This is a genomic window from Bradyrhizobium sp. JHI2711, from assembly GCF_056156565.1.
Map to the genome: position 1 here is coordinate 1,288,222 of NZ_JBPZPT010000001.1, position 22,923 is coordinate 1,311,144.

Here is a 22,923-nt window from a genome sequence, read left to right on the forward strand (position 1 = left end):
TGTCCTGTACCGCTCGTACCGCTCGGCGGGGCAATCTTACCCGGTCGAACGCGCCGACTCCATGGCCCGATCATAGGACAATTCGAGGCCTTCCAGGTTGCCCTCTTTGCGCCATTTGTCGAGCAGCCGCAGGAATGCCACCGGCCCGCGCCAATATTGGCTGTTTCTTGCCGCGATCGGATCGAACACGCCTTCGTTATTGTAGTAGCCCGGCGTGCATTCGGCGAGATAGGTCTGCCGACCGAGCGCGGCCTTGACGACCTCCTCGACCCAGGCGTTCTCGGCCGCAAGCGTCGGCTCCAGGGTGCGTGCGTTGCGCTCGCGCGCCTGCTTGATGACATAGGCGATGTGCTGCGACTGCTCGTCGATGATGTGCGGAAAATTGGCGCTCTGGCCGGCCTGCACCGTGACGATCAGGAAGCAGTTCGGAAAGCCGCGGCTGTAGAAGCCGTGCAGCGTCTTGACGCCGTCCTGCCAGCGCTCGGACAGGCTCATGCCGTCGCGGCCATAGACCTCGAAGCCCATTCGGCGCGCGTAATCGGTGCCGACCTCGAAGCCGCTGGCATAGATCAGGCAGTCAAGCTCGTAGGCCTTGCCGCCGGCGACGACGGCATTCTCGGTGATGCGTTCGACGCCCTTTCCCCCCGTATCGACGAGATGCACGTTGGGACGGTTGAAGGTGTCCAGATATTCGTCGTGGAAGCACGGCCGCTTGCAGAACGCCTTGTACCAGGGCTTGAGCGCAGCCGCGGTCGCCTCGTCCTTGACCACGGTGTCGACGCGCGCGCGGATCTCCTCCATCTTGCGGTAGTCGGCCTGCTCGATGACCTTCAGCGCTTCCTCAATCGAGGTCACCGGCTGCTTTTGCCGGCGCGGTGCCAGCAGGATTTCGCCGAGCAGGCCGGTCCAGCCGTCCTGCACCAGGTCCTGCTCGAACGGCTCGCCTGAAATCACGGCGGTAAAATTGTCCATGCGCTCGCGCTGCCAGCCTGGCTTGAGGCTCTGCGCCCAGGTCGGGTCCGTCGGACGATCGTCGCGAACGCCGATTGCGGACGGCGTGCGCTGGAACACATAGAGCTCCTTGGCGGAGCGGCCGAGATGCGGCACGCATTGCACGGCGGTGGCGCCGGTGCCGATGATGCCCACGCGCTTGCCGGCAAGACCGGTCAGGCCACCGTCGGCGTTGCCGCCGGTGTAGCCGTAATCCCAGCGGCTGGTGTGAAAGCTGTGACCTCGGAACGTCTCGATGCCGGCAATGCCCGGCAGCTTCGGACGGCTGAGCGGTCCGCCGGCGAGGATGACGAAGCGCGCACGGATCTGGTCGCCCCTGTTGGTCTCGACCAGCCAACGCGCTTCATGCTCCTGCCAGGTCATCCGCGAGATGACGGTCTGAAACAGCGCGCGCTCGTACAGGTCGAAATGACGGCCGATGCGGCGCGAGTGCTCGTAGATCTCCGGCGCCCGGGCATATTTGCGCACCGGCATGTAACCGGTCTCTTCCAGCAGCGGCAGATAGATATAGCTCTCGGTATCGCAGGCGGCGCCGGGATAACGATTCCAGTACCAGGTGCCGCCGAAGTCGGCGGCCTTTTCCACGATACGAAAATCCGCAATGCCGGCCTCGCGCAACCGCGCGCCACACAGGAGGCCGCCGAAGCCACCGCCGACGATGAGCACTTCGGTCGCTTCGTCGATGGCCGCGCGCGCAAATCCGGGATCGGCCCAGGGGTCGTCGAGATAACGGCCGAACTCGCCCGCAACCTCGACATACTGCGCCTTGCCCTCGGCGCGCAGACGGCGGTCGCGCTCGTCGCGATAACGGGCACGGAGGGCGGAAATATCGACCGTAGATGCGCCGGTTGCATCGGTCTTGTGTCTTTCCGCTGACATTCGATTCCTCCCGCGCATGCTGCTTCGTCGGCAGCTCACCGCACGTTAGCGCCGAAAAAGCGCGGCATGCAATCACGCTGATTGTTTTTTGCGTGAACGCTGCGTGACCTTCCGCTAACCTCGAGCGCAAATCACGAGCCACGCAACGACGTGACCATCCGGAGGAAACCATGCAGGGATTGATGATGGACATGCCGCTGCTGATCAGCGGCCTGATCCAGTATGCGGCCGATTATCATGGCGAAGCCGAGATCGTCGCACGCGAGATCGAGGGCGACATCCATCGCTACACCTACTCAGACGCGCATCCGCGCATCAAGCGCATGGCGCTGGCGCTGAAGCGGCTCGGCATGAAGCAAGGCGACCGCGTCGGAACGCTGGCCTGGAATACGCACCGGCATTTCGAGATGTTCTACGCCGCGCCGGGCATGGGCTACGTGCTGCACACGGTCAATCCCAGGCTGTTTCCCGAGCAGCTCGTCTACATCATCAACCACGCCGAGGACCGCCTGCTCTACATCGACCGCGCCACGCTGCCGATCGTGGAGGCGATCGCGCCGCAGCTGAAGACGGTGGAGGCCTATGTCGTGATGTCCTCGCGCGAGCGGATGCCGGAGACGAATCTCGCGAACGTGCATTGTTACGAAGAGCTTCTGGGACGCGAGAACGAGGCCGGCTTCGCCTGGCCGGAGTTCGACGAGAAGTTTGCCTCGACGATCTGCTACACGTCGGGCACGACGGGCAATCCCAAGGGCGTAATCTACTCGCACCGCGCCGCGATCCTGCAGACCATGACCTGCTGCAATTTCGACTTCCTGCCGGGACACGTCGAAGGCGTGCGCGAGGTGATGATGCCGATGGCGCCGCTCTTCCACGGCAATGGCTGGAACATGCCGTTCACCGCGCCCTATACCGGCTCCAAGCTGGTACTGCCCGGCCGCAACTACGAGCCGGACAAGCTCTATGAATTGCTGGAAGGCGAGAAGGTGACGCTGTCGGCGGGCGTGCCGAGCTTCTGGCTGATCCTGCTCGATTGGCTCGGGCGGACCGGCAACAGGTTCTCGACCTTGCGCGCGACGTTGTCGTCGGGCTCGGCCCCGCCGCGCGCGATGGTGGAGAAGCTCAAGCGCGAGTACAATGTCGATTACATCCAGGCCTGGGGCATGACCGAGGCGCTGGGCTGCTCGATGCCAGGCCTGCGGCCGGGCTCGGAGCATCTCAGCGAGAAGGAGAAATTCGACCGCCGCCAGGTCTCCGGCCGCGCCTGCTTCGGCACGCATTTGCGCATCGTCGACGACGCCGGCATTGAGCTGCCACGCGACGGCAAGACGGTCGGCCATCTGCGCGCCCGCGGGCCCTGGGTTGCCTCCGGCTACATGAAGCTGGACGAAGGCCTCGACCGCGACGGCTGGCTGATCACCGGCGACATGGCCGTGATCGACCCACAAGGCCACGTCACGCTGACCGACCGTTCCAAGGACGTGATCAAGTCCGGCGGCGAGTGGATCTCCTCGATCCAGCTCGAGGACATCGCCCTGTCCCACCCCGACGTGCTGCAAGCGGCCGTCGTCGCGATCAGCCACGAGAAATGGCAGGAGCGCCCCCTGCTCCTCATCGTCCGCAAGAAGGGCGCGACCGTCGACGGCAAGGCGCTGCTCGAGCATATGCGTCCGAAGATCGCGAGCTGGTGGCTGCCGGACGCCGTCGAATTCCTCGACGAATTCCCGATGACCGGCACCGGCAAGGTGCTGAAATCCGCTCTGCGCGATAGGTTCAAAGAGTACCGGGTCGCGTGACCCGCTCGCCGTCGATCAAGGAGACCAGAAAATGCTCTATCCGATGTCGCCGAAAGTCGTCGAGCTCAAGCGCAGGCTCGAAAGCTTCATGGACCGGCACATCTATCCGAACGAGGAGCGCTTCTACCGCGAGGCTGAAGAGCTCGGGCCGTGGGAGGTCTATCCGGTCGTCGAGGAGCTTAAGCCGCTGGCGCGCGCGGAGGGGCTGTGGAATCTGTTTCTGCCCGAGAGCGATCACGGCGCGGGCCTCTCCAATCTCGAATACGCGCCACTGTGCGAGGTGATGGGCCGTTCGCACCTTGCTCCTGAAGTCTTCAACTGCTCGGCGCCCGACACCGGCAACATGGAGGTGCTGGAGCGTTACGGCAGCGAGCAGGACAAGGAGCGCTGGCTGAAGCCGCTGCTCGCGGGCGAAATCCGCTCCTGCTTCGCCATGACCGAGCCGGCGGTCGCATCATCCGATGCGACCAACATCGAGAGCTCGATCGTACGGGACGGCCACCATTACGTCATCAACGGGCGCAAATGGTACACCACCAACGCGACCGACCCGCGCTGCAAGATCTGCATCTTCATGGGCAAGACCGACCCCGACAATCCCGACCGTCACAAGCAGCAATCCATGATCCTGGTGCCGATGGACACGCCGGGCATCGAGGTCAAGCGTCCCCTGCCCGTGTTCGGCTTCTACGGCGTGCCCGACCGCGCCTCCGAAGTGGTGTTCACCAATGTGCGCGTGCCCAAGGAGAACATGCTGCTCGGCGAGGGCCGCGGCTTCGAGATTGCGCAGGGCCGTCTCGGGCCCGGCCGCATCCATCATTGCATGCGGCTGATCGGCCTTTCCGAACGCACGCTGGAGAAGATGTGCCGCCGCGTGCGGAGCCGGGTCGCCTTCGGCAAGCCGGTCTCGGAGCAGACGGTGACGCAGGAGCGCATTGCGGAGGCGCGCATCATGATCGAGCAGGCGCGGCTACTGACGCTGAACGCGGCCCATGCGATGGACACGGTCGGCAACAAGGTGGCGAAGGCAGAGATCGCAATGATCAAGGTCGCCGTGCCCAACATGGCCTGTCAGATCATCGACTGGGCCATTCAGGCCCATGGCGGCGGCGGCACCTCGAACGATTTCGGCCTGACGCAGGCCTACGCCACCGCGCGCTTGCTGCGACTTGCCGATGGACCCGATGAGGTCCATCGCAACCAGATCGCGCGGCTCGAGCTGAAGAAATACTCGAACGCCTAAGAAAGGCGCTCTTCCTTCGCTTCAGTTCACCACATAGACGTCAGGATCGGCGCTCGAGCTCGGTTTCTTGAAGGCGTTGCGCAAGGCTGATGACATCGGGACGTTGTAGTTGAGGCCGTTCGGCGGCGTCGGCGATTGCAGCCACTTCTTGTAGAGCGCCTCGATCTCGGGGGTGGCATAAAGCTCCGCGGTGGCGCGATCGGCGAGCGCCTTGAACGGCGCATCCTCCCGCCGCAGCATGATGCCGTAGGGCTCGGGCTTGGAGAACGCTTCTTCGCTGATCATGTAAGCTTGCGGCTCCTTCGACCGCGCGATCGCGACCGCGAGCTGGACGTCGTCGAGCGCATAGGCCTGGGCGCGGTCGGTCTCCAGCAGCAGGAACGCCTCGGCCTGGTCCTTGGCCGGCATGATGTTGATGCCGAGATTGCGCTCGGTATTGACCTTGGCGAGCTGCGTCAGGTTCACAGATCCCGCGACCGCCGTGACCGCCTTGCCCTTGAGATCGTCGATGGTCTTGATGCTCGCCGCCTTCCTGGCCGCGAACCGCGTCGCGCTGAGGAAGTGCGTGTTGGTGAACGCGACCTGCTTCTGGCGGTCGGCATTGTTGGTGGTCGCCGAGCAATGCAGGTCGAGCGTGCCGTTGACCATCAAAGGAATCCGGTTCGAGGACGTCACCGCGACAGTCTCGACCGAAATGTCTGATATGCCGAGCTGCTTCTTCACGGCTTCGACGATACGGAGGCAGATGTCCATGGCAAAGCCGACCGGCTTCTGGTTGCCGTCGAGATAGCTGAATGGGACGGAGGCCTCCTGATAGCCCAGCGTGATCTTCTTGGTCTCCTTGATCTTCTGGAGCGTGCCCGCGAGGTCTTCGGCTGACGCCGCGCCTGCAAGACTTGTCAGGGCAAGGAAAAGAACGGGTAGACGCATCAGTTGCTCCTCAATGGGGTCGTCGGCCTTATCGCGAGGGGGGTGATAACCGACACATGCAGCGTCCGCCAGACGGGACAGCGACTACCAGCTATCGCGCTTTTCAATACTGGCCAAACGGACGCTGCTTCACTGGCACGTCAGCTGCTGCTCGAACCAGCCGCTCAACCGATCCGACAGGGACGGCCACATCCGCCGGAAGCTGTCGAGCTTGCCGACATTGGCGCGATACATCGCCCGCAATTCCTGCTCGACAGCCGGCAGGTCGACGCCTGCGCAGACCCCGTCCCGCGCGATCGTCCTGCCGGCGACGACCACCTCCTTCACCAGCGACGCATTGCCGCGCGCGAACAGCAGCGCCATCGGGTCAACCGACATGATCTGGTCTCGATCCAGCCGGTCAAGATCGATCACGACGTAGTCGGCGGGATTGCCCGCCGCGAGCTCACCATTCCCGGGCGCCCCGGTCGCATGGCGTCCGTTGCGGATGGCGAGCGAAAACATCTCGGCCGGCGTCCATGTCGCCTTGAAGCCGAGGCCGCCGTGGACCATCTGCACCAGCCGCATCTCGCGCAGGATGTCGTCATCCTCGTCCAGCGCCAGGCCGTCGACGCCGACGGCAATGGCGCAGCCGCATCTGTGCGCGGCGGCGATCGGGGCGAGGCCCGAACGCAGATGCATGTTCGAGCTGAAATTGGTGACGATGCGAGCGCCGGAGGCCGCGATCATCTCGAGCTCTTCGGGACGGGCGTGAATGCAATGCGCCAGCGTCAGCCGCTCGGAGAGAAAGCCGACGTCGCGAAGCCAGCGCACCATGTCCGGAAAGTGCTGGTCGGCCCAGGCGCGCTGATAAACTGTTTCCAACAGATGCATGTGAATGCGGCGGCCGGTCCGTGCAGAGTTCTCCGCCACGGCCTCCAGCAGCGGCTTCGAACACCATTGCACGCCGGCGGGTCCGAGCTGCACGTCGACCATCGGTCCGGCGATGGCTGCGGCAATCGCATCGGTCAGCTCGATATAGGCCTTCGGCGACATCGGCGCGCGAACGAAGAGATCCTCGATCGTCTTACGATCGTCCCCGGGAAGCCCCGAAAGCACGGGCGCGGCATCACCGTAGACGATGGGATTCTGGTCGCGCACCGCCAATGCAAACGCGATGCGGATGCCGACGTCGGATGCGGCTTTCGCAATGGCCTTGGCCTCGTCCACCAGCGGCATCGTCCCGCTCGGGCGCGTGTAATGGACCATCATCGCCGCGCAGCCCGCCTTGGCGGAACGGGCCAATGCCGAGACGGCGGTCAGATAAGGATCGACCGGCGAGCCCAGCGCGGTTCGCAAAATCCAGCTTTCCAGGGGCATGCCGACCGCACCGAAGGACGACGCCGTGGCACGGGCATGATCATGGGCGTTGACGAAGGCAGGGATGACGAAGGAGCGAGGCGCCGGCCCCGCTCCTCCCGAGATTTCGGTGATGACGCCCTCGTCGTGCCGCAGCACGACGTTCTCGCTGACGCCACGGTCAGGGCCACGGAACAGGCTGGTTGCCGAGACCTCCGTGGCCATGGCTGTTCCTCCAAGTTCAGTTGGCAGTGTACACCAGCTCCCGCTCCGCGCGCGGCGGCAGGAATTCGCGCGAGAACACCTCCGCCGGCGTCGGCGCACGGGCGAGCTGATAGCCCTCGACCACGATGCCGATCGCGCGCGTCATCCGGTCGTCCTTGATGTCGCCGATGCCGATCTCCTTCATCTCCGGCGAGACGATCAGCTTCTCGAAGGAATATTGCAGCCGGCGCTTCTCCACCTCGGCGTTGATGAGATTGTCGTAGTTCAGCGCCGCCTTCATGCCGGCATTCTGGTCCTTGGCGATCGCGATCGCACCCTTGTTGATGGCGCGCACCAGGCCCGCGACGGCCTTCGGATTCGAGGCGATCAGCTTGCGGGAGACCATCACGCCGTTGGAATAGAGATCGAGGCCATATTCACCGAAGGAGAACCATTTGAAGTCCTTGTCCGGATCCTGGCGGTTGAGCACCAGATTGAAATAGCTGGTGATGTTGAAGACGAGGGCCGCATCGATGTCGCCCTTGATCAGCATCGGCTCCTGCAGGTTCGGCGCCATGTTGGAGATCTTGATCTTCTCACCGTCGAGACTATTCTTGCGCGTGAACACCGGCAACAGGCGCGTCGTCGGCGTGCCCTGCGCACCGCCGAGCGTGCGGCCTTCGAAATCCTTGATGGTGTTGATGCCGCTGCTCTTCTTGGCGACGATGGCGAACGGCGGCTGGTTCCACATCATGTAGACCATGACGGGCGCCTCCTGCGGCTTGGTCGAGGCGTTCTGGATGATGGCGTTGACGTCGCCGAAGCCGGCGTCATAGGCGCCCGACATCACGCGCGTGACGGTGGCGCCGGAGCCCTCGCCCTGATCGATGACGACGTTGAGGCCTTCCTCTTTGAAGAAGCCGTTGTCCTTGGCATAGAAGAAGGCAGCGTCGCTGCCCTGGGTTTTCCAGCCTAGCGTGAACTTGATCGTGGTCTCCTGCGCGGTGGCGGCGCCTGCGGATAGCGCCAATCCAAGCAGCGCGGCGGTTAACTTCCTCAACATCGAGACCTCCTCAGCTTCGTTGCGTGACGGTTCAAGAAATCAGGTGGCGATCACGTCGTTCTTGCGCGTGGCCCAGCCGGTGACCTGTCCTTCGATCAGCGAGAACACGACGTAGAGCGCGACACCGAGCCCAGCGAGCACGAACAAGCCCGCGAACACCAGCGGCACGTTGAAATTGGAGGACGCGGTCATCATGACGTTGCCGATGCCGCGGTTGGAGGCGACCGTCTCCGACAGCACCGCGCCGACGAAGGCGTAGGAGATCGCGACCTTCAGCGAAGCAAAGAAGAACGGCATGGTGCGCGGAAGACCGACATTCCAGAGGATATCGAGCTTGCTGGCGCCGAGCGCCTTCAAGACGTCCTCGAGCTCGGGCTCCGTGGTGGCAAGTCCCGTCGCGATATTGACCACGATCGGGAAGAAGCAGATCGACAGCGCAGTCAGCACCGCCGGCACCGTGCCGGAGCCGAACCACAGCACGAAGATCGGCACCACCGCGACCTTGGGGATCGAGGAGAAGCCGATCAGCAGCGGATAGCAAGTGTCGTAGGCCGTCTTCGACACGCCGATGATCGCGCCGAGGGCGACGCCGAGCGCGACGCCAAGCACGAAGCCGAGCATGGTGGTGGCGAGCGTCTGCACGATGTGCGGCCACAGCACCGGGAAGCGCTGGACCAGCGTCACGAAGACCTGCGAGGGCCGCGGCAGCACCAGATCGGACATGCCGGTCATCAGGCAGAACAGCTCCCAGGCGACGAAGAACAGCACAATCAGCCCCGCCGACCACGCTTTCTGCCTGACATCGATCCCGAACATCAGCCTGCCCCCTGCTCAGCGGCGCTGCGCGCATCCTCGATGAAGGCGCGCAGCTTCTGGTTCAGCGCGACGAAATCCGGCTCGAACGTCATCGCTACCGTGCGCGGCCGCGCGAATTCCACGCGGCTGTCGTCGAGGATGCGGCCGGGGCGCGCGCTCATCACGCAGATACGACTGGCGAGAAAACCGGCCTCGCGCAGATCGTGCGTCACCAGCAGCACGGTTGGCTTGTGCGTCATCCAGAGATTCTGGAGGATCGCCCATAGCTCCTCGCGGGTGAACTGGTCGAGCGCGCCGAAGGGCTCGTCGAGCAGCAGCATGCGCGGCTCGTGGATCAACGCGCGGCAGAGATTGGCGCGCTGGAGCATGCCGCCGGAGAGCTGCCAGGGATAGCGGTTGCCAAACCCTTTGAGGCCGACCTGCTCCAGCAGCGCATTGGCCTTGTCGCGGAATTCGGTCTTGCGCAGCTTGCGGAACTTCGAGCGGAACGGCTCGACGATCTTCAGCGGCAGCATGATGTTCCGCTCGATCGTCATCCACGGCAGCATGGTCGGGTTCTGAAAGGCCATGCCGACCCGCATCGCCCGGGCCGCCACCTCGCGGCCGCCGACGATGACGACGCCGCTGGTCGGCTGCACCAGGCCGCTGACGAGACGCAATATGGTCGATTTGCCGCATCCGGACGGGCCGACCAATGCGACAAACTCGCCGTCGGCGATCTTGAGCGTGGTCTTCGACAAAGCAGGCACGGCGCGGTCGCCGCGCCCGAAGGTCACCGAGGCCTCCGACAGCTCGATGGCGATCGTCGCAGAGCCTTCGGGAACGGGCTGGCCGTCGAACTGGGCGTTGGGTTGCATGCGCATCACGGAAAAAAGTGCATGCAAGCTGGATGCCAGCGATCGAGCCCCGCGAAATCAAAGGCCTAGCCGAAATCCGAGCCAAACCGCCGGATTCGATTTAGGCAGTCCGGAGGCCAAACTGCATGCAATTGGAGCGCTGAATCGGCGCGAGCCTGTGCTAAAGAGAGATGTCACTCCCATGGGATTCGCCGATGGCGGCGCGCGCCAGCAGCAAGACTTCTGAATCGTCGGACAAGGTCAGCGTAATCTGCCGCGCGCTCCGGCGCGCCATCATCGAGCAGGCGCTAGAGCCCGGCGCCAAGCTGCCGGAAGATGCGCTCGGCGAACGTTTCGGCGTCAGCCGCACCATTGCCCGCCATGCGCTAGGTCAACTCGCCGCCGAAGGCCTGGTCGAGCTCCGCCGCAACCGGATCGCCGTGGTGGCGACGCCGAGCTGGCAGGAGGCGCGCGATGCCTTCGACATCCGCATCGAGCTCGAACGCCTCGTCGTGCGCCAGCTCGCGGGCAAGCTGACCAAGGCGCAGATCGCCGAGCTGAACGCCCATGTCGATGCCGAGGATCGCGCCCGCGGCGGCACGGATGCGGTGTCGATCCGACTCGCGACCGAATTCCACATTCTGCTCGCCCATATGACGAACAGCCCGATTCTGGTGCGCTATGTCAGCGAGGTCGCCTATCGCTGCTGCCTGACGCTGTCGCTGTACAGCCGGCCGCATTCCACCGAATGCGCCATCAACGAGCACCGCGCCATCATCGCGGCGCTTGCCAAGGGCGATGCGGCCAAGGTGATGGAATTGATGCATCATCACCTGGATTCGGTGGCCAATCGTGCGCTGGTCGCTCCCACTCCGCAGCGTGGCCGCGATCTGCTCGACATCCTCGCACCCTATGCGGACGAGGTGACGAGCAATCGGGTGATCAAGCTGCCGAAGCTGGCTCGACGGAGTTAGGCCTCGATGCCGCGCTGGACGAGGATGCGCTCGGCGCTGTCGTTCCAGACATCCATCTTCACGATCTGCCCGTCCCTCACGACGAAGCGATCGACATAGCGGTTGCCCTCGAACGGCGTGCCGTCCATCCATTCGCCATAGAGCGTGCCGACGCTGTAGACGACGGTCTCGTCCGTGCCCGGGCAGACGTCGAACCGGTCCATCTTCTTCTTGACCCAGCGATAGCGTTTCGCGTTGAAGCCGGTCGGCCCGCGCGGATGGTCGAACGCGCGCCCGCCGGTGAACGTGATCACCGTGCCCGGCTTCATATAGGCCGCAGCGGCGTCGGGATCCGGTATCATCGAAGCGGTGAGATAGGCTTCGACAATCTCGGCGTCGGTCATCGGGCTTTCGGCTTTTGCGGGAATAGACATCGCGGGGTTCTCTTGGGACGCCGCTATTTTACAATCCGGGCCTCAAAGTGCATGCACATTTTTTAGACAATACGGCCTCAGCACTGCACACAATCTGGAGCTGCCCGCTCCGATGGCTTCGGCTAGGCTGCCGCAGCTGAATCCAACGCCATGACCACCCAAGCCGCTTTCGACCTGATCTTCCGCAACGCGCTGTTGCGCTCTTCCGCCGCACCGGTCGATATCGGGGTGAAGGACGGCCGCATCGCCGCGATCGCGCCAAAGCTGGCCTGCGAGGCCGCCGAGGTCGACGTTGACGGCCTCCTCGCCCTGCCCGGCTTCGTCGACACCCACATCCATCTCGACAAGGCCTGCCTGCTCGGCCGCTGCGGCCACGATCACGGCAGCGTCTCGGAGGCGATCCGCGCCGTCGCCGGGATGAAGAAGGATTTCACAATCGAGGACGTCTACGCGCGCGGCGCCAGAGTGCTCGAACGCGCCATCGTCAACGGCACGACGCGCATGCGGACGCATGTCGAGATCGACCCCCGCATCGGCCTCCGCGGCTACGAGGCGGTCAAGGCGCTGAAGCGCGATTACGCCTGGGCGATCGATCTCGAGCTCTGCGTCTTCCCGCAGGAAGGCCTCACCAACGATCCCGGAGCCGAGGAGCTGCTGATCCAGGCGCTGCGCGAAGGCGGCGAGGTCATTGGCGGCTGTCCCTACATAGACACCGACCCGAATGCCCATCTCGCGCGCATCTTCGATCTCGCTGAGGAATTCGACATCGACGTCGATCTCCATCTCGATTTCGATCTCGATCCCTCCTGGTGGCATCTCGACGAGGTCTGCCGCCAGACCGAGCGGCGCAACTACAGCGGACGCGTCGCGATCGGCCATGCCACGAAACTGTCGGCCTTGCCCCCCGAACGGATGAAGGCGGCCACTGCGCAACTGGCAAGGTCAGGCGTTGCGGTCACCGTCCTGCCCGCGACCGATCTCTATCTGATGGGGCGCGAGGCCACGCACAACGCGCCGCGCGGGCTGACCCTGGCCCACAAGCTTGCCGGCGACGGCGTGCTCTGCTCGGTCGCGACCAACAACGTGCTCAATCCCTTCACGCCGTTCGGCGATGCCTCGCTGCTGCGGATGGCGAACTTCTACGCCAACGTCGCGCACGCCTCGGTCCGCGACTTCGATACCTGCCTGGACCTCGTGACCGAGCTGCCGGCCCGGCTGATGAACCTTGCCGACTACGGCATCGAGGTCGGCAATCCCGCCGATCTGATCGTGCTCGATACCAAGGACAGCCGATTCGCCATCGCCGAGCTGCCCGACGTCCTGATGGGCTTCAAGCGCGGCCGGCAGACATTTGCACGGCCGCGGCCGACCCTGTTCAAGAGCTGAGCGCGTTTCGCGGCCGATATTTCGGGCATCGCGCGCACAACCTGATCGGCCGCGGGGCCACGGCAGTTCGATTTTACCGCCGATTGGCGCCCACCCGAGTTCGGTAGAATCCCGGACCGTAGCCCAACGCATTGCGAGGCAGACCATGCTCGTCATAACTACGACGTGCACTGATCATCTGCGTTCAGTGGGGAAGTATGAGTCTGTTCAGCGCCTTCAGCAGCATTGATGATTCCGTCCAGGCCCGAACGCCGACCGATACGGCGGTGAAGCGGCTGGACGGCATCGGCCACGTTCTCTCGGGTCTCGATATCTCGGCCATCCAGACGCAGGCCGACGTGAACCGTACGCTCTGGACGCTCGATGCCGCCAGCAAGTGCGTTCGCGCCGTGCTGGCGGAGTTCCGCACCCAGCCGGCCACCGAGCAGCTCGTCCGTAAATCCCGCAATCTGATCGACCTCATCGAACGCGCGCGTGACCAGGTCGGGAGCTTCGAAGCCAGCGACCCGGTCCTGAGCTGACTATTTCGTCCGATTGATCTTCGCCAGGATCCGGTCCGCCTCGGTGCGCCAGTCCGCACTGCGGGCGAACTCCCCGCTGCCTCTCAACCCGAACAGCCCCTCATCGGCGAGATCGGCCATCCAGGCCTGCCGCTCGGCCGTGCCTTGCGCCGACCACGGCGTCAGCCCCGCCTCGCGCACGGTCTCGGCAACCTCGCGCACCTCCTCGGCCCGGCGGCGGCCGTGCTCGATCACGCGCTGGAAGCAATAGGCGCCCAGCTCCTCCCAATCGATGCCGGGGAACGTTTCCGCAAGCGACGCCAGCACCGCATCCTCGACGCCATAGGCACGCGCCGTCGTGAAGCTCTCGATGGCCATGGCCTCAAGGCCCTTGATCATGATGCTGCGGCACATCTTCACCGCGGAGGACACGCCGAGCTTGTCGCTGGCAACCTTGGCCACGAAACCGATCGCATTCAGCAGCGGCTCGAGCTCCCTCGCGCCGGGTCCGCCGAGCAGCAAAGGCACCTTGATGCGATAAGGCGGCACCGAGGTCATCACCGCGCCCTCGACATAACGCCCGGCGGCACCGTCGATCAGCGCCGCCGCGCGCTGCTTGGCGCCGGGAGAGGCCGAGTTGAAATCGAGAAACCAGGTGCCCTGGTTGATCGCCGTCGCACAGGCCTCTGCGACCGGCACGGCCTGGCTCGCCGTGACGGCGGAGATGATGAAGTCGGATTTCGCGGTCAGCTCGGCGTGAGAGGTCGCAAGAGCGACAGCGAATTTCGCCGCATGCTCCTGCAGCGGCACACCCTGCTCGCCTCCGAGCTTGATATCGTAGGCTGAGACTTTGATGTCCTGCTGGCGCAAATCCTCAGCCAGTATCCTGCCGACCTCGCCATAGCCGACCAACCCGATCTGCCAGCGCCTGGGATCACCTGCCATCAGTTCAGCCCTCGTGTCGTCTCGTCGAAGAGCTCATCGACCGTATAGCGGCGCGGAATCAGCGCCTGCTGGAATGCGTAGTCGATGATCAGCTCGAGCGGTTTTCTGTTGGCCTCGATCCCATACGGAACGAGGTCCGGCGTTGCCGTCGCTCCCGTCTGGGCCTTGTTGCGCTTGAGCAGATCATAGACGCCGGCGACCACGTCGGGGCGCGATTTCGCCAGGCTCTCGGTCACGACCACGAGATGGTTGATCGGGACCACGCCGCGCCGCGAATACCATCTGGAGGCTTCTGCGGCCGGATCGGGAAACAGCGGCTTCAGCTTGGGATCATCGGAGGTCTCGCCGAGGACGGCATCGAGCTCGCCGTCGCGCAGCATCTGCAGGATCTTCTTGTCCTTCGGCGCGCGCTCCGTGGTGTCGACATATTCGGCGACGTGCGGATCCTCGAAGGTGATCCAGCGGATCCTGTCGAGATCGACGCCGCAATCGTTGGCGAGGATGCCCCTGATCCAGGCGCCCGTCGTGGTCGTGAAGGAGCGGATACCGACGCGCTTGCCTTCGAGATCAGTGGGCCCGAGCGTCCCATGCGCGGGATTATAGAGAGCGTAGGAATGCTGGAAGCGGCCGAGCATGGTCGCCGGCAGCAGCACCAGCGGCTTGCCGTGCGCTTTCGCCATCAGATAGGTGACGATCGCCATCTCGCAGACGTCGAAGGCCTGCTCGCGCACCATCGGCTTGAACGCCGTGTTGGTCGGCGTGTATTCGATGAAATCGAGATCGAACAGGTCGGAACGGAGCGCCCCGCTCTTCACCGCCTGCACATGGTGGTGACTGCCGAGCACGGCCTTCAGCTTGATGTTGCGGACCGGCGTCATGCCAGCTCGTCCGCAACCGTCGGGAACAGGCGCTGATAGGCCTCGCCATAGGTCATGGGCACGCCGGTGTTGCGGCTGCCCTGGATGCCGCGGTTGAGCGCGACGCGCTCGTAATAGCCCCAGAGATGTTTTTGCGCGGCGAGAATCTGGAACGCCTCGTATTTCTCCTTCCAGACCTCGTCGATCTTGAGAATGGTGTCGGGCTTGTAGTTACACTGCTCGGGCTGATGCGGCTCGAACAGGAACACCGGCGGGGCCGAATATTTGTACTGCGCGCCGGGCTTGTGGCCCATGGCCTGCGCGACCACACGCGTCTCCTGCGCGAAATGCGCCGCGTTCGGATGGTCGAAATTATAGGGGTCTTCCAGCGCATGCGTCAGGACGAAGCTCGGATTGAGCTCGCGGTAGATGTCCACCATGCGGTCGAAATGCGCCTCGGTGAGCTTCAGCGGATAGTCACCGCAATCGAAGAACTCGATTTCGGCACCCAGCAGCCTGGCTGCCCGCTCCGCTTCGTCCTTGCGGCCGGCCTTGACCGATTCCAGCGTCGCGCCCTGCTCCTTCCAGGCGAACTGGCTCTCGCCGCGCTCCCCGAAGGACAGGCACACGATCTTCATCCGATAGCCCTTCCTCGCGTGCAGCGCGATGGCGCCGCCGGCGCGCCAGACGAAATCGCCGGGATGGGCTGTGACGACGAGGCCTGTTTTCATGGGCTACTCCTTTTCCTTGGTATGCATCCGCCGGCGCCCGCAACGCATGTCCGCGCAGCGTGCCGGTCGCGATGACGTCGTCACGCCTCGAAGCCGAACAGGCGCGCGGGATTGTCGACCAAAATCTTCGTCTGCACCGCCGGCTCCGGCGCGAACAGCGGAATCAGATCGACGAGATCGCCGTCATTCGGCATCACCTTGACGTTGGGATGCGGCCAGTCCGTACCCCAGATGACGCGATCCGGCGCGGTCTCGACGATCTTTCGCGCGAACGGCACCGCATCGGTGAACGGCGGACCGATAGAGGACACCCGCTCCGAGCCGCAGATCTTCACCCAGCACTTGTCATCGCGCTGCATCAGCTCGATCAGGATTCTGAACGGCAACTGGTCGAGCCCGTCTGCCGCCTTCACCCGGCCCATATGGTCGATGGTGTAGGTCAGGGGCAGCCTTGTCAGCATGTCGGCATATTCGGGCAGATCGATCGCATCGAAATGCAGATCGATGTGCCAGCCGAGCGGCGTGACCATCGCGACGATGCGGTCGAACACGCGCTTGTCGGGGACGCCGCCGAGATGGCGGACGAAATTGAAACGGCAGCCGCGAAAACCGCCCTCATGCAGCACGCGCAGGTCGCGCTCGGTGACGGCGCCATCGATGTTGGCGACCGCGCGGTAGGCGCCATTGCTCTCAGCGATCGCATCGAGCGCCACCCTGTTGTCGGTGCCGTGCACGCTGGCATTGACGATGACGGCGCGCTCCACGCCGAGCTTGGCATGCAGGATGCGAAAATCCTCCAGCGGCGCATCCGGCGGCGTGTAGGAACGCTCCGGCGCGTAAGGGTATTTCGCGCCGGGCCCGAAGATGTGGCAATGCGCGTCACACGACAGCTTCGGCAGCCTGAACTTCGGCGTGCGCGTGTTCGGGTCGGGCGGTGGAATGGTCGGCGTGTACATCATCGTCATGAGGTGAACCGCCGAGGCGAGATTTCTTGCTTCACGCCTTGCCGGCGACGACGGGCCGCCGCCGCGCCGGCGCGGCCTTATCCAGCGCCGGCGCCTGGAAAGCCGCGACGGTGGCCTGCACCAATTGTTCGATGGCGCAAGCGGCATCGCTGCCGTCGGCCTCGCCGCGCGACAGGCGCGACACGCGTTCCGGCGTCACCAGTGAATAATAGAGTGCGCCGAGCAGGAAATGGCTGCGCCAGACGATGTCCGTGCGCGGAATGTGCGGCAGGCTCTCGTGCACCGCGTCGATGAAGGCGTGGCTGGTGTCGTCGAAGGTCTGCGCGATGATCTTTCGCGCGACCTCGTTACCTTCCGCCGACATCACCGCGCGCAGCCGCGTGAAACGCGCCCCGCCGCCGGCGAGATCGCTGCCCGAGGTGAAGGCCGGCACCACATAGGCCCGAACGATCGCCTCCAGCCGGTCCTGGAGATCGCGCACGCGCTTTGCGGCCGCGAGCAGCTCGGAACGGCGCAGATTCATCGGCCCGCAATGACGCCGGTAGATCTCCAGCAGCAAACCGTCCTTGGTCTTGAAATGATAGGTCACGCTGCCCGGATTTGCCCCGGCAGCTTGCGCAATGTCGCGCACCGATACGGCATTGAAGCCGTTGGTGGCGAACAGCTCCTCCGCGGCGGCGAGGATCGCCTCGCGCATGTTCGGCTTGCGGGCCGCTTCCTTGCTGGTGGGCTTGCGTACCATGAGATTTGTACTATCGTACAAAAGATCAGGTCTCGTCAACAAAAACGTGGCAATGGCGGGACGACGCAGGCGCGTAAGCGCCGTTCAGTGACTGGCGCTCGCCCGCATCTTCTCCGGCGGTGCGGGACGCAGTCCGAGATCGCCCTCTCCGTCTCCCGACGGGATCAGGATGGCGCGGTCGCGCGGCAGCGCCTCCGGCATCTCGTCGCGGATGAAGGCGATGAGCTTCTCCCTGATCTCGCAGCGCAGGTCCCACGACTGCGGTGCGTTCCTGGCACTGACCAGCGCCCGAAGCTCGATGGTGCGCGAATCGGCATCGATCACCTGGAGATTCACCACCTCCCCGTCCCACAGCTTCGACTGCTTCACCGCCTCCTCCAGCCAGCGTCGGATGCGCGGGACGTCGGCGCGATAGTCGACATGCAGCGCGACGACGCCGATGAGGGATGCGGTGTCGCGCGTCCAGTTCTGGAACGGCTTTTCGATGAAGTAAGACAGCGGCACCACCATGCGGCGCCAATCCCACAGCCGGATCACGACATAGGTCGAGGCGATGTCCTCGATCCAGCCCCATTCGTTCTCGATGATCACGGCATCCTCGATGCGGATCGGCTGGGTGATCGCGATCTGCAGGCCGGCGATCAAATTGCTCAGCAGCGGGCGCGCGGCAAGGCCGACGATGATACCGGCAGCACCTGCGGAGGCGAACAGGCTGACTCCGTATTGCTTCACGGAGTCGAACGTCATCAGCGCGGCGGAGACCGTGATGATGACGATGATGGTGTCGGCGACGCGCTTGAACACGCGCACCTGCGTGACGTGCTTGCGCGCGACGAAATTCTCGGTGACATCGCGAAAGTTCTGCAAGTAGCGCGCCGCGCTCATGTCGACGATCCGGATCGAGATCCAGCCGATCAGCGCGATGAAGGCCACGACGAACAGCCGCGTCAGGGGGGTGCGGATCGTATCGTCGAGCGGCGCCAGCGGCAGCACCATTGCGACGGCGGCAAGGCAAAGCGCCATTTGCGCGGGGCCTGCCGTGCGCTCGATGAACACGCTCAAGAGCGGAAGCCGCGTTCCGAAAGCGCGGTTGAGAAGCCATGTGGCAACCCGGTAGACGAGCAGGGCAAGAAGGATCGCGCCGGCAACCAGGGTGAGGCCGATGAACCATGACGGTATCCAGCCGAACATCCTGTCGATATCGGCCGTCAGAGCCTGCCAATCCATGGATCGTCCCCATCATTGCATTCACGCAACCCGCACAACGCATCCCGGCCGGCTTCGCTCCCCCGCCCCGTGCAATGCAGCATCCCGCAGGTGCAACCGTCGCTGAGCTGCGCTAGGCTTGTCGCCATGACTCGACGAACCGGCAGCGCCGATCTTCCTCTTCACACCGGGCGGGTTCCGCCCTGGCTGGCAAGTCGCATGTCCTCGCTCGGGGCGATCGTCACCCAGGCGATCGTGCATCATTACGGCCGCGACGCATTTCTACAGCGCCTGTCGCATCCATTCTGGTTCCAGTCGTTTGGCGCGGTGATGGGAATGGACTGGCACTCCTCCGGCATCACCACCTCCGTGATCGGCGCGCTGAAGCGCGGGCTCGGACCGCTCCAGGACGAGCTCGGGATTTACGTCTGCGGCGGTCGCGGTCAGCATTCGCGCAAGACGCCGGACGAGCTGTTGCAGCTCGGCGACCGCGTCGGATTCGACGGCGTCAAGCTGACCCGGGCCAGCCGTCTGGTCGCCAAGGTCGACAGCGCCGCGGTCCAGGACGGCTTTGACCTTTACCTGCACGGCTTCTTCGTCACCACTGAGGGCAAATGGACGGTGGTGCAGCAGGGCATGAACGGCGACAAGCGGCAGGCGCGGCGCTATCACTGGCACTCCGAGGCACTGAAGAGCTTTGTCGATACACCGCACAGCGCAATCGACGGGCCGCAGCAGGGGGAGATCGTCAATCTCACCGATCATCGCGCCGATCTATCTCGGACGGCACAGCTCGAGCTGCTCTCCGACCTCGGTCCGGATCGCATCGTCTCCGAATTCGAGCGGCTCACGGGGACCCCGTCCACGCCGGCGCAAGGCATGCTGCCGCATCTGATCATGCCTGCGCATCATGATGTGCGGCCGAAGGACGTGTTCGCGCGCCGCCTGCACGGCACGCTCGCCGCCGCAGCCGAGCGCGGCCCGGTCGATTTCCCGGAGCTGCTGCTGACGCCGGGCGTCGGCGCGCGCACCGTGCGCTCGCTAGCCATGGTCGCTGAGGTCGTGCACGGCGCGCCCTATCGCTTCACCGACCCCGCCCGTTTCTCGCTCGCCCATGGCGGCAAGGACCGGCATCCCTACCCCGTTCCGATCAAGGTCTATGACGAGACCATCCGGGTGCTGAAGGGCGCGATCCGAAACGCGAAGCTCGGACGCGACGAGGAGATGCAGGCGATCAAACGCCTCGACGACCAGGCACGGCGGTTGGAGAGGACCGCGCGCGGCCCCTCAGTCGATGCTTTCATCGCCGGCGAGCGTGCGGCCTCACCGGAGCTCGATGGCCGTTCGGTGTTCGGCTGGGAGCGGGACCTTGCGCCCACAAAAAAGCGGACCGGCTGAACACCGGTCCGCAAGTTGGCGGAAGGAACGCCCTCTCAGGTCTCGTCGGCCTCCGGCTTCTCATCGAGCCGGTTTGCTGCGTGGTCCTGATATTGTTCGGTCTGAATGGACTTGCCGTCCATGCCGCGAATGTCCGAATGCTGTTTCTTGTCTCGGTTGGACAGGACCATGTTGTCGCCGATCATCTCCTTCGGCACGTCGGTCAATGCGCCGGTGCCGTCGCCCTTGCCATGCATGCCCGATCTGAAGTGCGTCTTGCTGCCATGCCCACCAGGCATCAGTCTCTCCTCTCTTCCGATGATTTAGTGCTTCTGTTGTGCCGCCGTCGGTTTGGGCGGCTTGTGGCCGCTCTGGCCGGGATCGTTGTGCTTGTTGTGATCGCTTTCCTGGTTGAGGCCGCCGCGGCTCACCGAAAACTCGCTATGACGAGCTTCGGGGTTGGCACGATGGACGCGCGTATCTTGCGGGTTATGACCGGCGGCCTGCTCGAGTTCTCGCGCATCCGGAACATCTGGCTTCCGCTCGAGGATGCGCACTTGCTGTTCGTGAGTCTTCTTGCCCTGCATTGTGGGCCTCCAATCTTACCGGCCTCTTCGAGGCGAACCGCTCCGCGCGACATCCTTGTCGATACCGCCACCGGCGTTCACGTCGTTTTCGACGTCGCCTTCGATCGTGTTCTCGCCCAAGACGTCCTCGAGGTCGTCAGGCGAAACGCCTGCCCTGTTCGCGCCCTTGGATCCGCCGATCAGGGGGTTGTCATGCAGGTCCTTCTCGGTCGGCGCGTACAGCTTGGGTTGCTTGTTGGCCATGTCACCTGCCTCCGCCCTTTCCGGCCTCGTCGTGCGTGTGATGGGAATCGCGCTCGCCACCGCCGCCGGAAACCCGGCTGTGGCTGCGCTGCGGATCGTCCGCCGGCGGCTTCTTCACCTGAAGCGGTGCCTTCGCGTTCTCATGCGAGGCGCCGGGTCCGCCCTGTCGAATGCTGTTCGGTGTCTTCGTGGATGTCGACATGAATGTCGTCCTCCTCAGCGATCTTGCTGATAGCCTTGGTTGGTCGTGTTCTGCCTGATGTTGCCCTGCTCTCCCTGCTGATCCGGATTCTGTACACGCTCCTGACCGTGTGGCATCTGATCGGCGGACATTTGCTTGCGATCGCCGGTTCCCTTGCGGCTCTGATTGTCCGGTGGAACAGGTGGCATCTTGCTGGCCATGATCTTGTCTCCCGTTAAGACGTCGATCTGCGACATGGGCCCCAAGGAACTCCCCTGCGCGCCATGTCGGGATGACAACAGCACGAACGGCACACCGTTCCTGGCCGATCACAACAGGCAAAGATTTTCCGAAAGCGCGCCGCCGACGTCAGTTCGCCGCGGTGAGGGAACGATCGTGCCTCGTTCCGCTGCGTGCAGGCGTCTCTGTTCCGCGGCCCTCTGCCGTGACGGGAAGCTTCGCGATCGCGCGCAAGCCCGGCCGCCTGCGCCAGCGGATTTCAGCGGCATCGACGGCAAGACTCAATTTCGGCCAACGCACGAACAGCGCCTCCAGCGCGCAGGCCGCCTCGATGCGCGCGAGCTGATGGCCGAGGCAGAAGTGGATTCCCGTGCCGAATGAGATATGGCGGTTCGGCTTGCGTTCGAGATCGAGGGTCTCGGGACGATCATGTACCGCGGGATCCATGTTCGCAGCGGCGAGCATCACCATGACGCGATCGCCCTTCTTCAGGCGCACGCCCTCGACCTCGACATCGCGCCGCACGTAGCGTGGCTTGGAGAATTGCACGGGCGAGACGAAGCGCAGAAACTCCTCGACCGCGAGCCCGACGCGGCTCCAATCCTGTTCCAGCCAGTCGCGCAGCTCGGGATTCCTGAGCAGCTCGTAGATGGAACCGCTGATGAGATGGGTGGTGGTTTCCGATCCCGCCCCGAGCAACAGAAACACCATCGAGACCATTTCATCCGGCGTGATCTGGCCGCCTTCGCGCTCGACCTGAATCAGCTCGGCAATCAGGCCCTCGCCGCCCTGGACACGCGCGATCTGCAACTGCTGCTCGAGGTAGGCGCGCATCTTGCGCACCGCGAACAGCAGGCGGAAGAAGCTGACGACATTCGTCAGCGAGGATACCGCGTTGGCCCAGGCGATGAACTTTGGACGATCTGCGAGCGGCAGGCCGAGCAGCTCCGAGATCACCGCGAGCGGCAGGATGCGCGCATAGCGCTGGACCAGATCGGCCGGGGATCCTTGCGCGAACAGCTCGTCGGCCAGACCGTCAGCGATGGCCCGGATGCGCGGCTCCATCGCAACGATCGCGCGGCGGCGAAACGCTTCGTCGACGATGCTGCGCAGCCGCGTGTGATCCGGCTCGTCCATCGTCAGCATGTTGTTGGCGATGGTCCTGACGAATCTCGGCATCCACCAGCGCAAGCCCGCGATATCGCCATCCTCCTTGCGCAAGGTGAAGGTCGCGCCGTCCTTCAGGACCTGCGCGGTGGCGTCATGGGTCGTGGTGATCCAGACATTGCCGATGATGGGAAACCGCGTCGCGACCACGGGTGCGGACATGCGCAATTTCGCGATCGCCTTGGGCGGATCGCGAAAGAAGGCCTCGCTGGTGAAATCGAGGCGCACTGTCATGGGATCATCGGAACGATTGGTGGCGTATCACCGAGATGGTGCGCGGCGCGGCCGGCGCA

General features: G+C 64.3%; 25 protein-coding genes. 6 read left to right on the top strand and 19 right to left on the bottom strand.

Annotated elements, in window-relative coordinates; all coding sequences use genetic code 11:
* Nucleotides 1-36: 36 nt before the first annotated feature.
* Nucleotides 37-1,890 (bottom strand): flavin-containing monooxygenase, encoded by a 1,854-nt coding sequence (locus ACTEK7_RS06255; protein ID WP_225146578.1) that lies wholly within the window; start codon nucleotides 1,888-1,890, stop codon nucleotides 37-39.
* A 170-nt stretch (nucleotides 1,891-2,060) separates the two neighbouring features.
* Here ACTEK7_RS06255 and ACTEK7_RS06260 point away from each other — a divergent pair, with 170 nt between their 5' ends.
* Nucleotides 2,061-3,686, top strand: a complete 1,626-nt coding sequence (locus ACTEK7_RS06260) for a long-chain fatty acid--CoA ligase (RefSeq protein ID WP_225146577.1) — start codon at nucleotides 2,061-2,063, stop codon at nucleotides 3,684-3,686.
* Nucleotides 3,687-3,717: 31 nt separating this feature from the next.
* Complete coding sequence (locus tag ACTEK7_RS06265) at nucleotides 3,718-4,929, top strand: acyl-CoA dehydrogenase family protein (RefSeq protein WP_225146576.1); 1,212 nt, start codon at nucleotides 3,718-3,720, stop codon at nucleotides 4,927-4,929.
* Between the two features lie 21 nt (nucleotides 4,930-4,950).
* Here the strand turns inward: ACTEK7_RS06265 and ACTEK7_RS06270 are convergent, their stop codons facing one another.
* The 5 genes from ACTEK7_RS06270 to ACTEK7_RS06290 all read right to left on the bottom strand — a co-directional run bounded on the left by ACTEK7_RS06270 (nucleotide 4,951) and on the right by ACTEK7_RS06290 (nucleotide 10,137).
* The gene (locus tag ACTEK7_RS06270; RefSeq protein ID WP_057028871.1) at nucleotides 4,951-5,859 is read right to left on the bottom strand and encodes an amino acid ABC transporter substrate-binding protein; all 909 of its coding nucleotides are present in this window, start codon (nucleotides 5,857-5,859) and stop codon (nucleotides 4,951-4,953) included.
* 129 nt (nucleotides 5,860-5,988) lie between these two features.
* Nucleotides 5,989-7,422, bottom strand: a complete 1,434-nt coding sequence (locus ACTEK7_RS06275; protein WP_225146575.1) for an amidohydrolase family protein — start codon at nucleotides 7,420-7,422, stop codon at nucleotides 5,989-5,991.
* A gap of 16 nt (nucleotides 7,423-7,438) precedes the next feature.
* Entirely contained in the window at nucleotides 7,439-8,464 is a 1,026-nt protein-coding gene (locus tag ACTEK7_RS06280) for an ABC transporter substrate-binding protein (protein ID WP_036034362.1), read from the bottom strand.
* A gap of 39 nt (nucleotides 8,465-8,503) precedes the next feature.
* On the bottom strand, nucleotides 8,504-9,280 hold the full coding sequence (locus ACTEK7_RS06285; protein ID WP_036001283.1) for an ABC transporter permease: 777 nt from the start codon (nucleotides 9,278-9,280) through the stop codon (nucleotides 8,504-8,506).
* Nucleotides 9,280-10,137 (bottom strand): ABC transporter ATP-binding protein, encoded by an 858-nt coding sequence (locus ACTEK7_RS06290; protein WP_036001404.1) that lies wholly within the window; start codon nucleotides 10,135-10,137, stop codon nucleotides 9,280-9,282. Before ACTEK7_RS06290 ends, ACTEK7_RS06285 begins: the two co-directional genes overlap by 1 nt.
* Nucleotides 10,138-10,331: 194 nt before the next feature.
* Between ACTEK7_RS06290 and ACTEK7_RS06295 the strand changes: the two genes are divergently transcribed.
* Nucleotides 10,332-11,090, top strand: coding sequence for a GntR family transcriptional regulator (locus ACTEK7_RS06295; protein ID WP_057028867.1), 759 nt, complete (start codon nucleotides 10,332-10,334; stop codon nucleotides 11,088-11,090).
* Here ACTEK7_RS06295 and ACTEK7_RS06300 read toward each other — a convergent pair.
* Nucleotides 11,087-11,503 carry a nuclear transport factor 2 family protein gene (locus ACTEK7_RS06300; protein ID WP_225146574.1) on the bottom strand — a complete coding sequence of 139 codons (417 nt, stop codon included), beginning with the start codon at nucleotides 11,501-11,503 and terminating at the stop codon, nucleotides 11,087-11,089. The genes ACTEK7_RS06295 and ACTEK7_RS06300 overlap by 4 nt on opposite strands.
* A 150-nt stretch (nucleotides 11,504-11,653) precedes the next feature.
* Here ACTEK7_RS06300 and ACTEK7_RS06305 point away from each other — a divergent pair, with 150 nt between their 5' ends.
* Complete coding sequence (locus tag ACTEK7_RS06305; protein WP_225146573.1) at nucleotides 11,654-12,889, top strand: amidohydrolase family protein; 1,236 nt, start codon at nucleotides 11,654-11,656, stop codon at nucleotides 12,887-12,889.
* A 197-nt stretch (nucleotides 12,890-13,086) separates the two neighbouring features.
* Nucleotides 13,087-13,410, top strand: a complete 324-nt coding sequence (locus tag ACTEK7_RS06310) for a hypothetical protein (protein WP_085972019.1) — start codon at nucleotides 13,087-13,089, stop codon at nucleotides 13,408-13,410.
* Here ACTEK7_RS06310 and ACTEK7_RS06315 read toward each other — a convergent pair whose 3' ends face one another.
* The 6 genes from ACTEK7_RS06315 to ACTEK7_RS06340 all read right to left on the bottom strand — a co-directional run bounded on the left by ACTEK7_RS06315 (nucleotide 13,411) and on the right by ACTEK7_RS06340 (nucleotide 18,856).
* On the bottom strand, nucleotides 13,411-14,334 hold the full coding sequence (locus ACTEK7_RS06315) for a DUF1932 domain-containing protein (protein WP_225146572.1): 924 nt from the start codon (nucleotides 14,332-14,334) through the stop codon (nucleotides 13,411-13,413).
* Complete coding sequence (locus ACTEK7_RS06320) at nucleotides 14,334-15,212, bottom strand: substrate-binding domain-containing protein (protein ID WP_225146571.1); 879 nt, start codon at nucleotides 15,210-15,212, stop codon at nucleotides 14,334-14,336. Before ACTEK7_RS06320 ends, ACTEK7_RS06315 begins: the two co-directional genes overlap by 1 nt.
* Complete coding sequence (locus ACTEK7_RS06325) at nucleotides 15,209-15,922, bottom strand: PIG-L deacetylase family protein (RefSeq protein ID WP_225112171.1); 714 nt, start codon at nucleotides 15,920-15,922, stop codon at nucleotides 15,209-15,211. The genes ACTEK7_RS06320 and ACTEK7_RS06325 overlap by 4 nt, the downstream gene beginning before the upstream one ends.
* Nucleotides 15,923-16,002: 80 nt before the next feature.
* A complete protein-coding gene (locus tag ACTEK7_RS06330; protein WP_036034432.1) occupies nucleotides 16,003-16,887 on the bottom strand; it encodes an amidohydrolase family protein in 885 nt (294 codons plus the stop codon).
* Between the two features lie 31 nt (nucleotides 16,888-16,918).
* Complete coding sequence (locus ACTEK7_RS06335; protein WP_225146570.1) at nucleotides 16,919-17,629, bottom strand: TetR/AcrR family transcriptional regulator; 711 nt, start codon at nucleotides 17,627-17,629, stop codon at nucleotides 16,919-16,921.
* 84 nt (nucleotides 17,630-17,713) lie between these two features.
* Nucleotides 17,714-18,856 carry a mechanosensitive ion channel family protein gene (locus ACTEK7_RS06340; RefSeq protein ID WP_225146569.1) on the bottom strand — a complete coding sequence of 381 codons (1,143 nt, stop codon included), beginning with the start codon at nucleotides 18,854-18,856 and terminating at the stop codon, nucleotides 17,714-17,716.
* Between the two features lie 126 nt (nucleotides 18,857-18,982).
* Here ACTEK7_RS06340 and ACTEK7_RS06345 point away from each other — a divergent pair, with 126 nt between their 5' ends.
* Nucleotides 18,983-20,233, top strand: a complete 1,251-nt coding sequence (locus tag ACTEK7_RS06345) for a DUF763 domain-containing protein (RefSeq protein WP_225146568.1) — start codon at nucleotides 18,983-18,985, stop codon at nucleotides 20,231-20,233.
* A 35-nt stretch (nucleotides 20,234-20,268) separates the two neighbouring features.
* On the opposite strand, the gene ACTEK7_RS06350 is transcribed toward ACTEK7_RS06345, so the two are convergent.
* From ACTEK7_RS06350 to ACTEK7_RS06375, 6 genes are all read right to left on the bottom strand, one after another.
* Complete coding sequence (locus ACTEK7_RS06350; RefSeq protein WP_036001316.1) at nucleotides 20,269-20,511, bottom strand: hypothetical protein; 243 nt, start codon at nucleotides 20,509-20,511, stop codon at nucleotides 20,269-20,271.
* Between the two features lie 24 nt (nucleotides 20,512-20,535).
* Complete coding sequence (locus ACTEK7_RS06355) at nucleotides 20,536-20,799, bottom strand: hypothetical protein (RefSeq protein ID WP_225146567.1); 264 nt, start codon at nucleotides 20,797-20,799, stop codon at nucleotides 20,536-20,538.
* Nucleotides 20,800-20,814: 15 nt separating this feature from the next.
* Nucleotides 20,815-21,042 carry a hypothetical protein gene (locus ACTEK7_RS06360; protein WP_036034382.1) on the bottom strand — a complete coding sequence of 76 codons (228 nt, stop codon included), beginning with the start codon at nucleotides 21,040-21,042 and terminating at the stop codon, nucleotides 20,815-20,817.
* A 1-nt stretch (nucleotide 21,043) separates the two neighbouring features.
* Nucleotides 21,044-21,244: a hypothetical protein gene (locus ACTEK7_RS06365; RefSeq protein WP_036001325.1), complete on the bottom strand. Its 201-nt coding sequence runs from the start codon at nucleotides 21,242-21,244 to the stop codon at nucleotides 21,044-21,046.
* A gap of 14 nt (nucleotides 21,245-21,258) precedes the next feature.
* Nucleotides 21,259-21,444, bottom strand: a complete 186-nt coding sequence (locus tag ACTEK7_RS06370) for a hypothetical protein (RefSeq protein WP_225133113.1) — start codon at nucleotides 21,442-21,444, stop codon at nucleotides 21,259-21,261.
* Nucleotides 21,445-21,592: 148 nt separating this feature from the next.
* A complete protein-coding gene (locus ACTEK7_RS06375) occupies nucleotides 21,593-22,864 on the bottom strand; it encodes a cytochrome P450 (protein ID WP_225146566.1) in 1,272 nt (423 codons plus the stop codon).
* Nucleotides 22,865-22,923 lie beyond the last annotated feature (59 nt).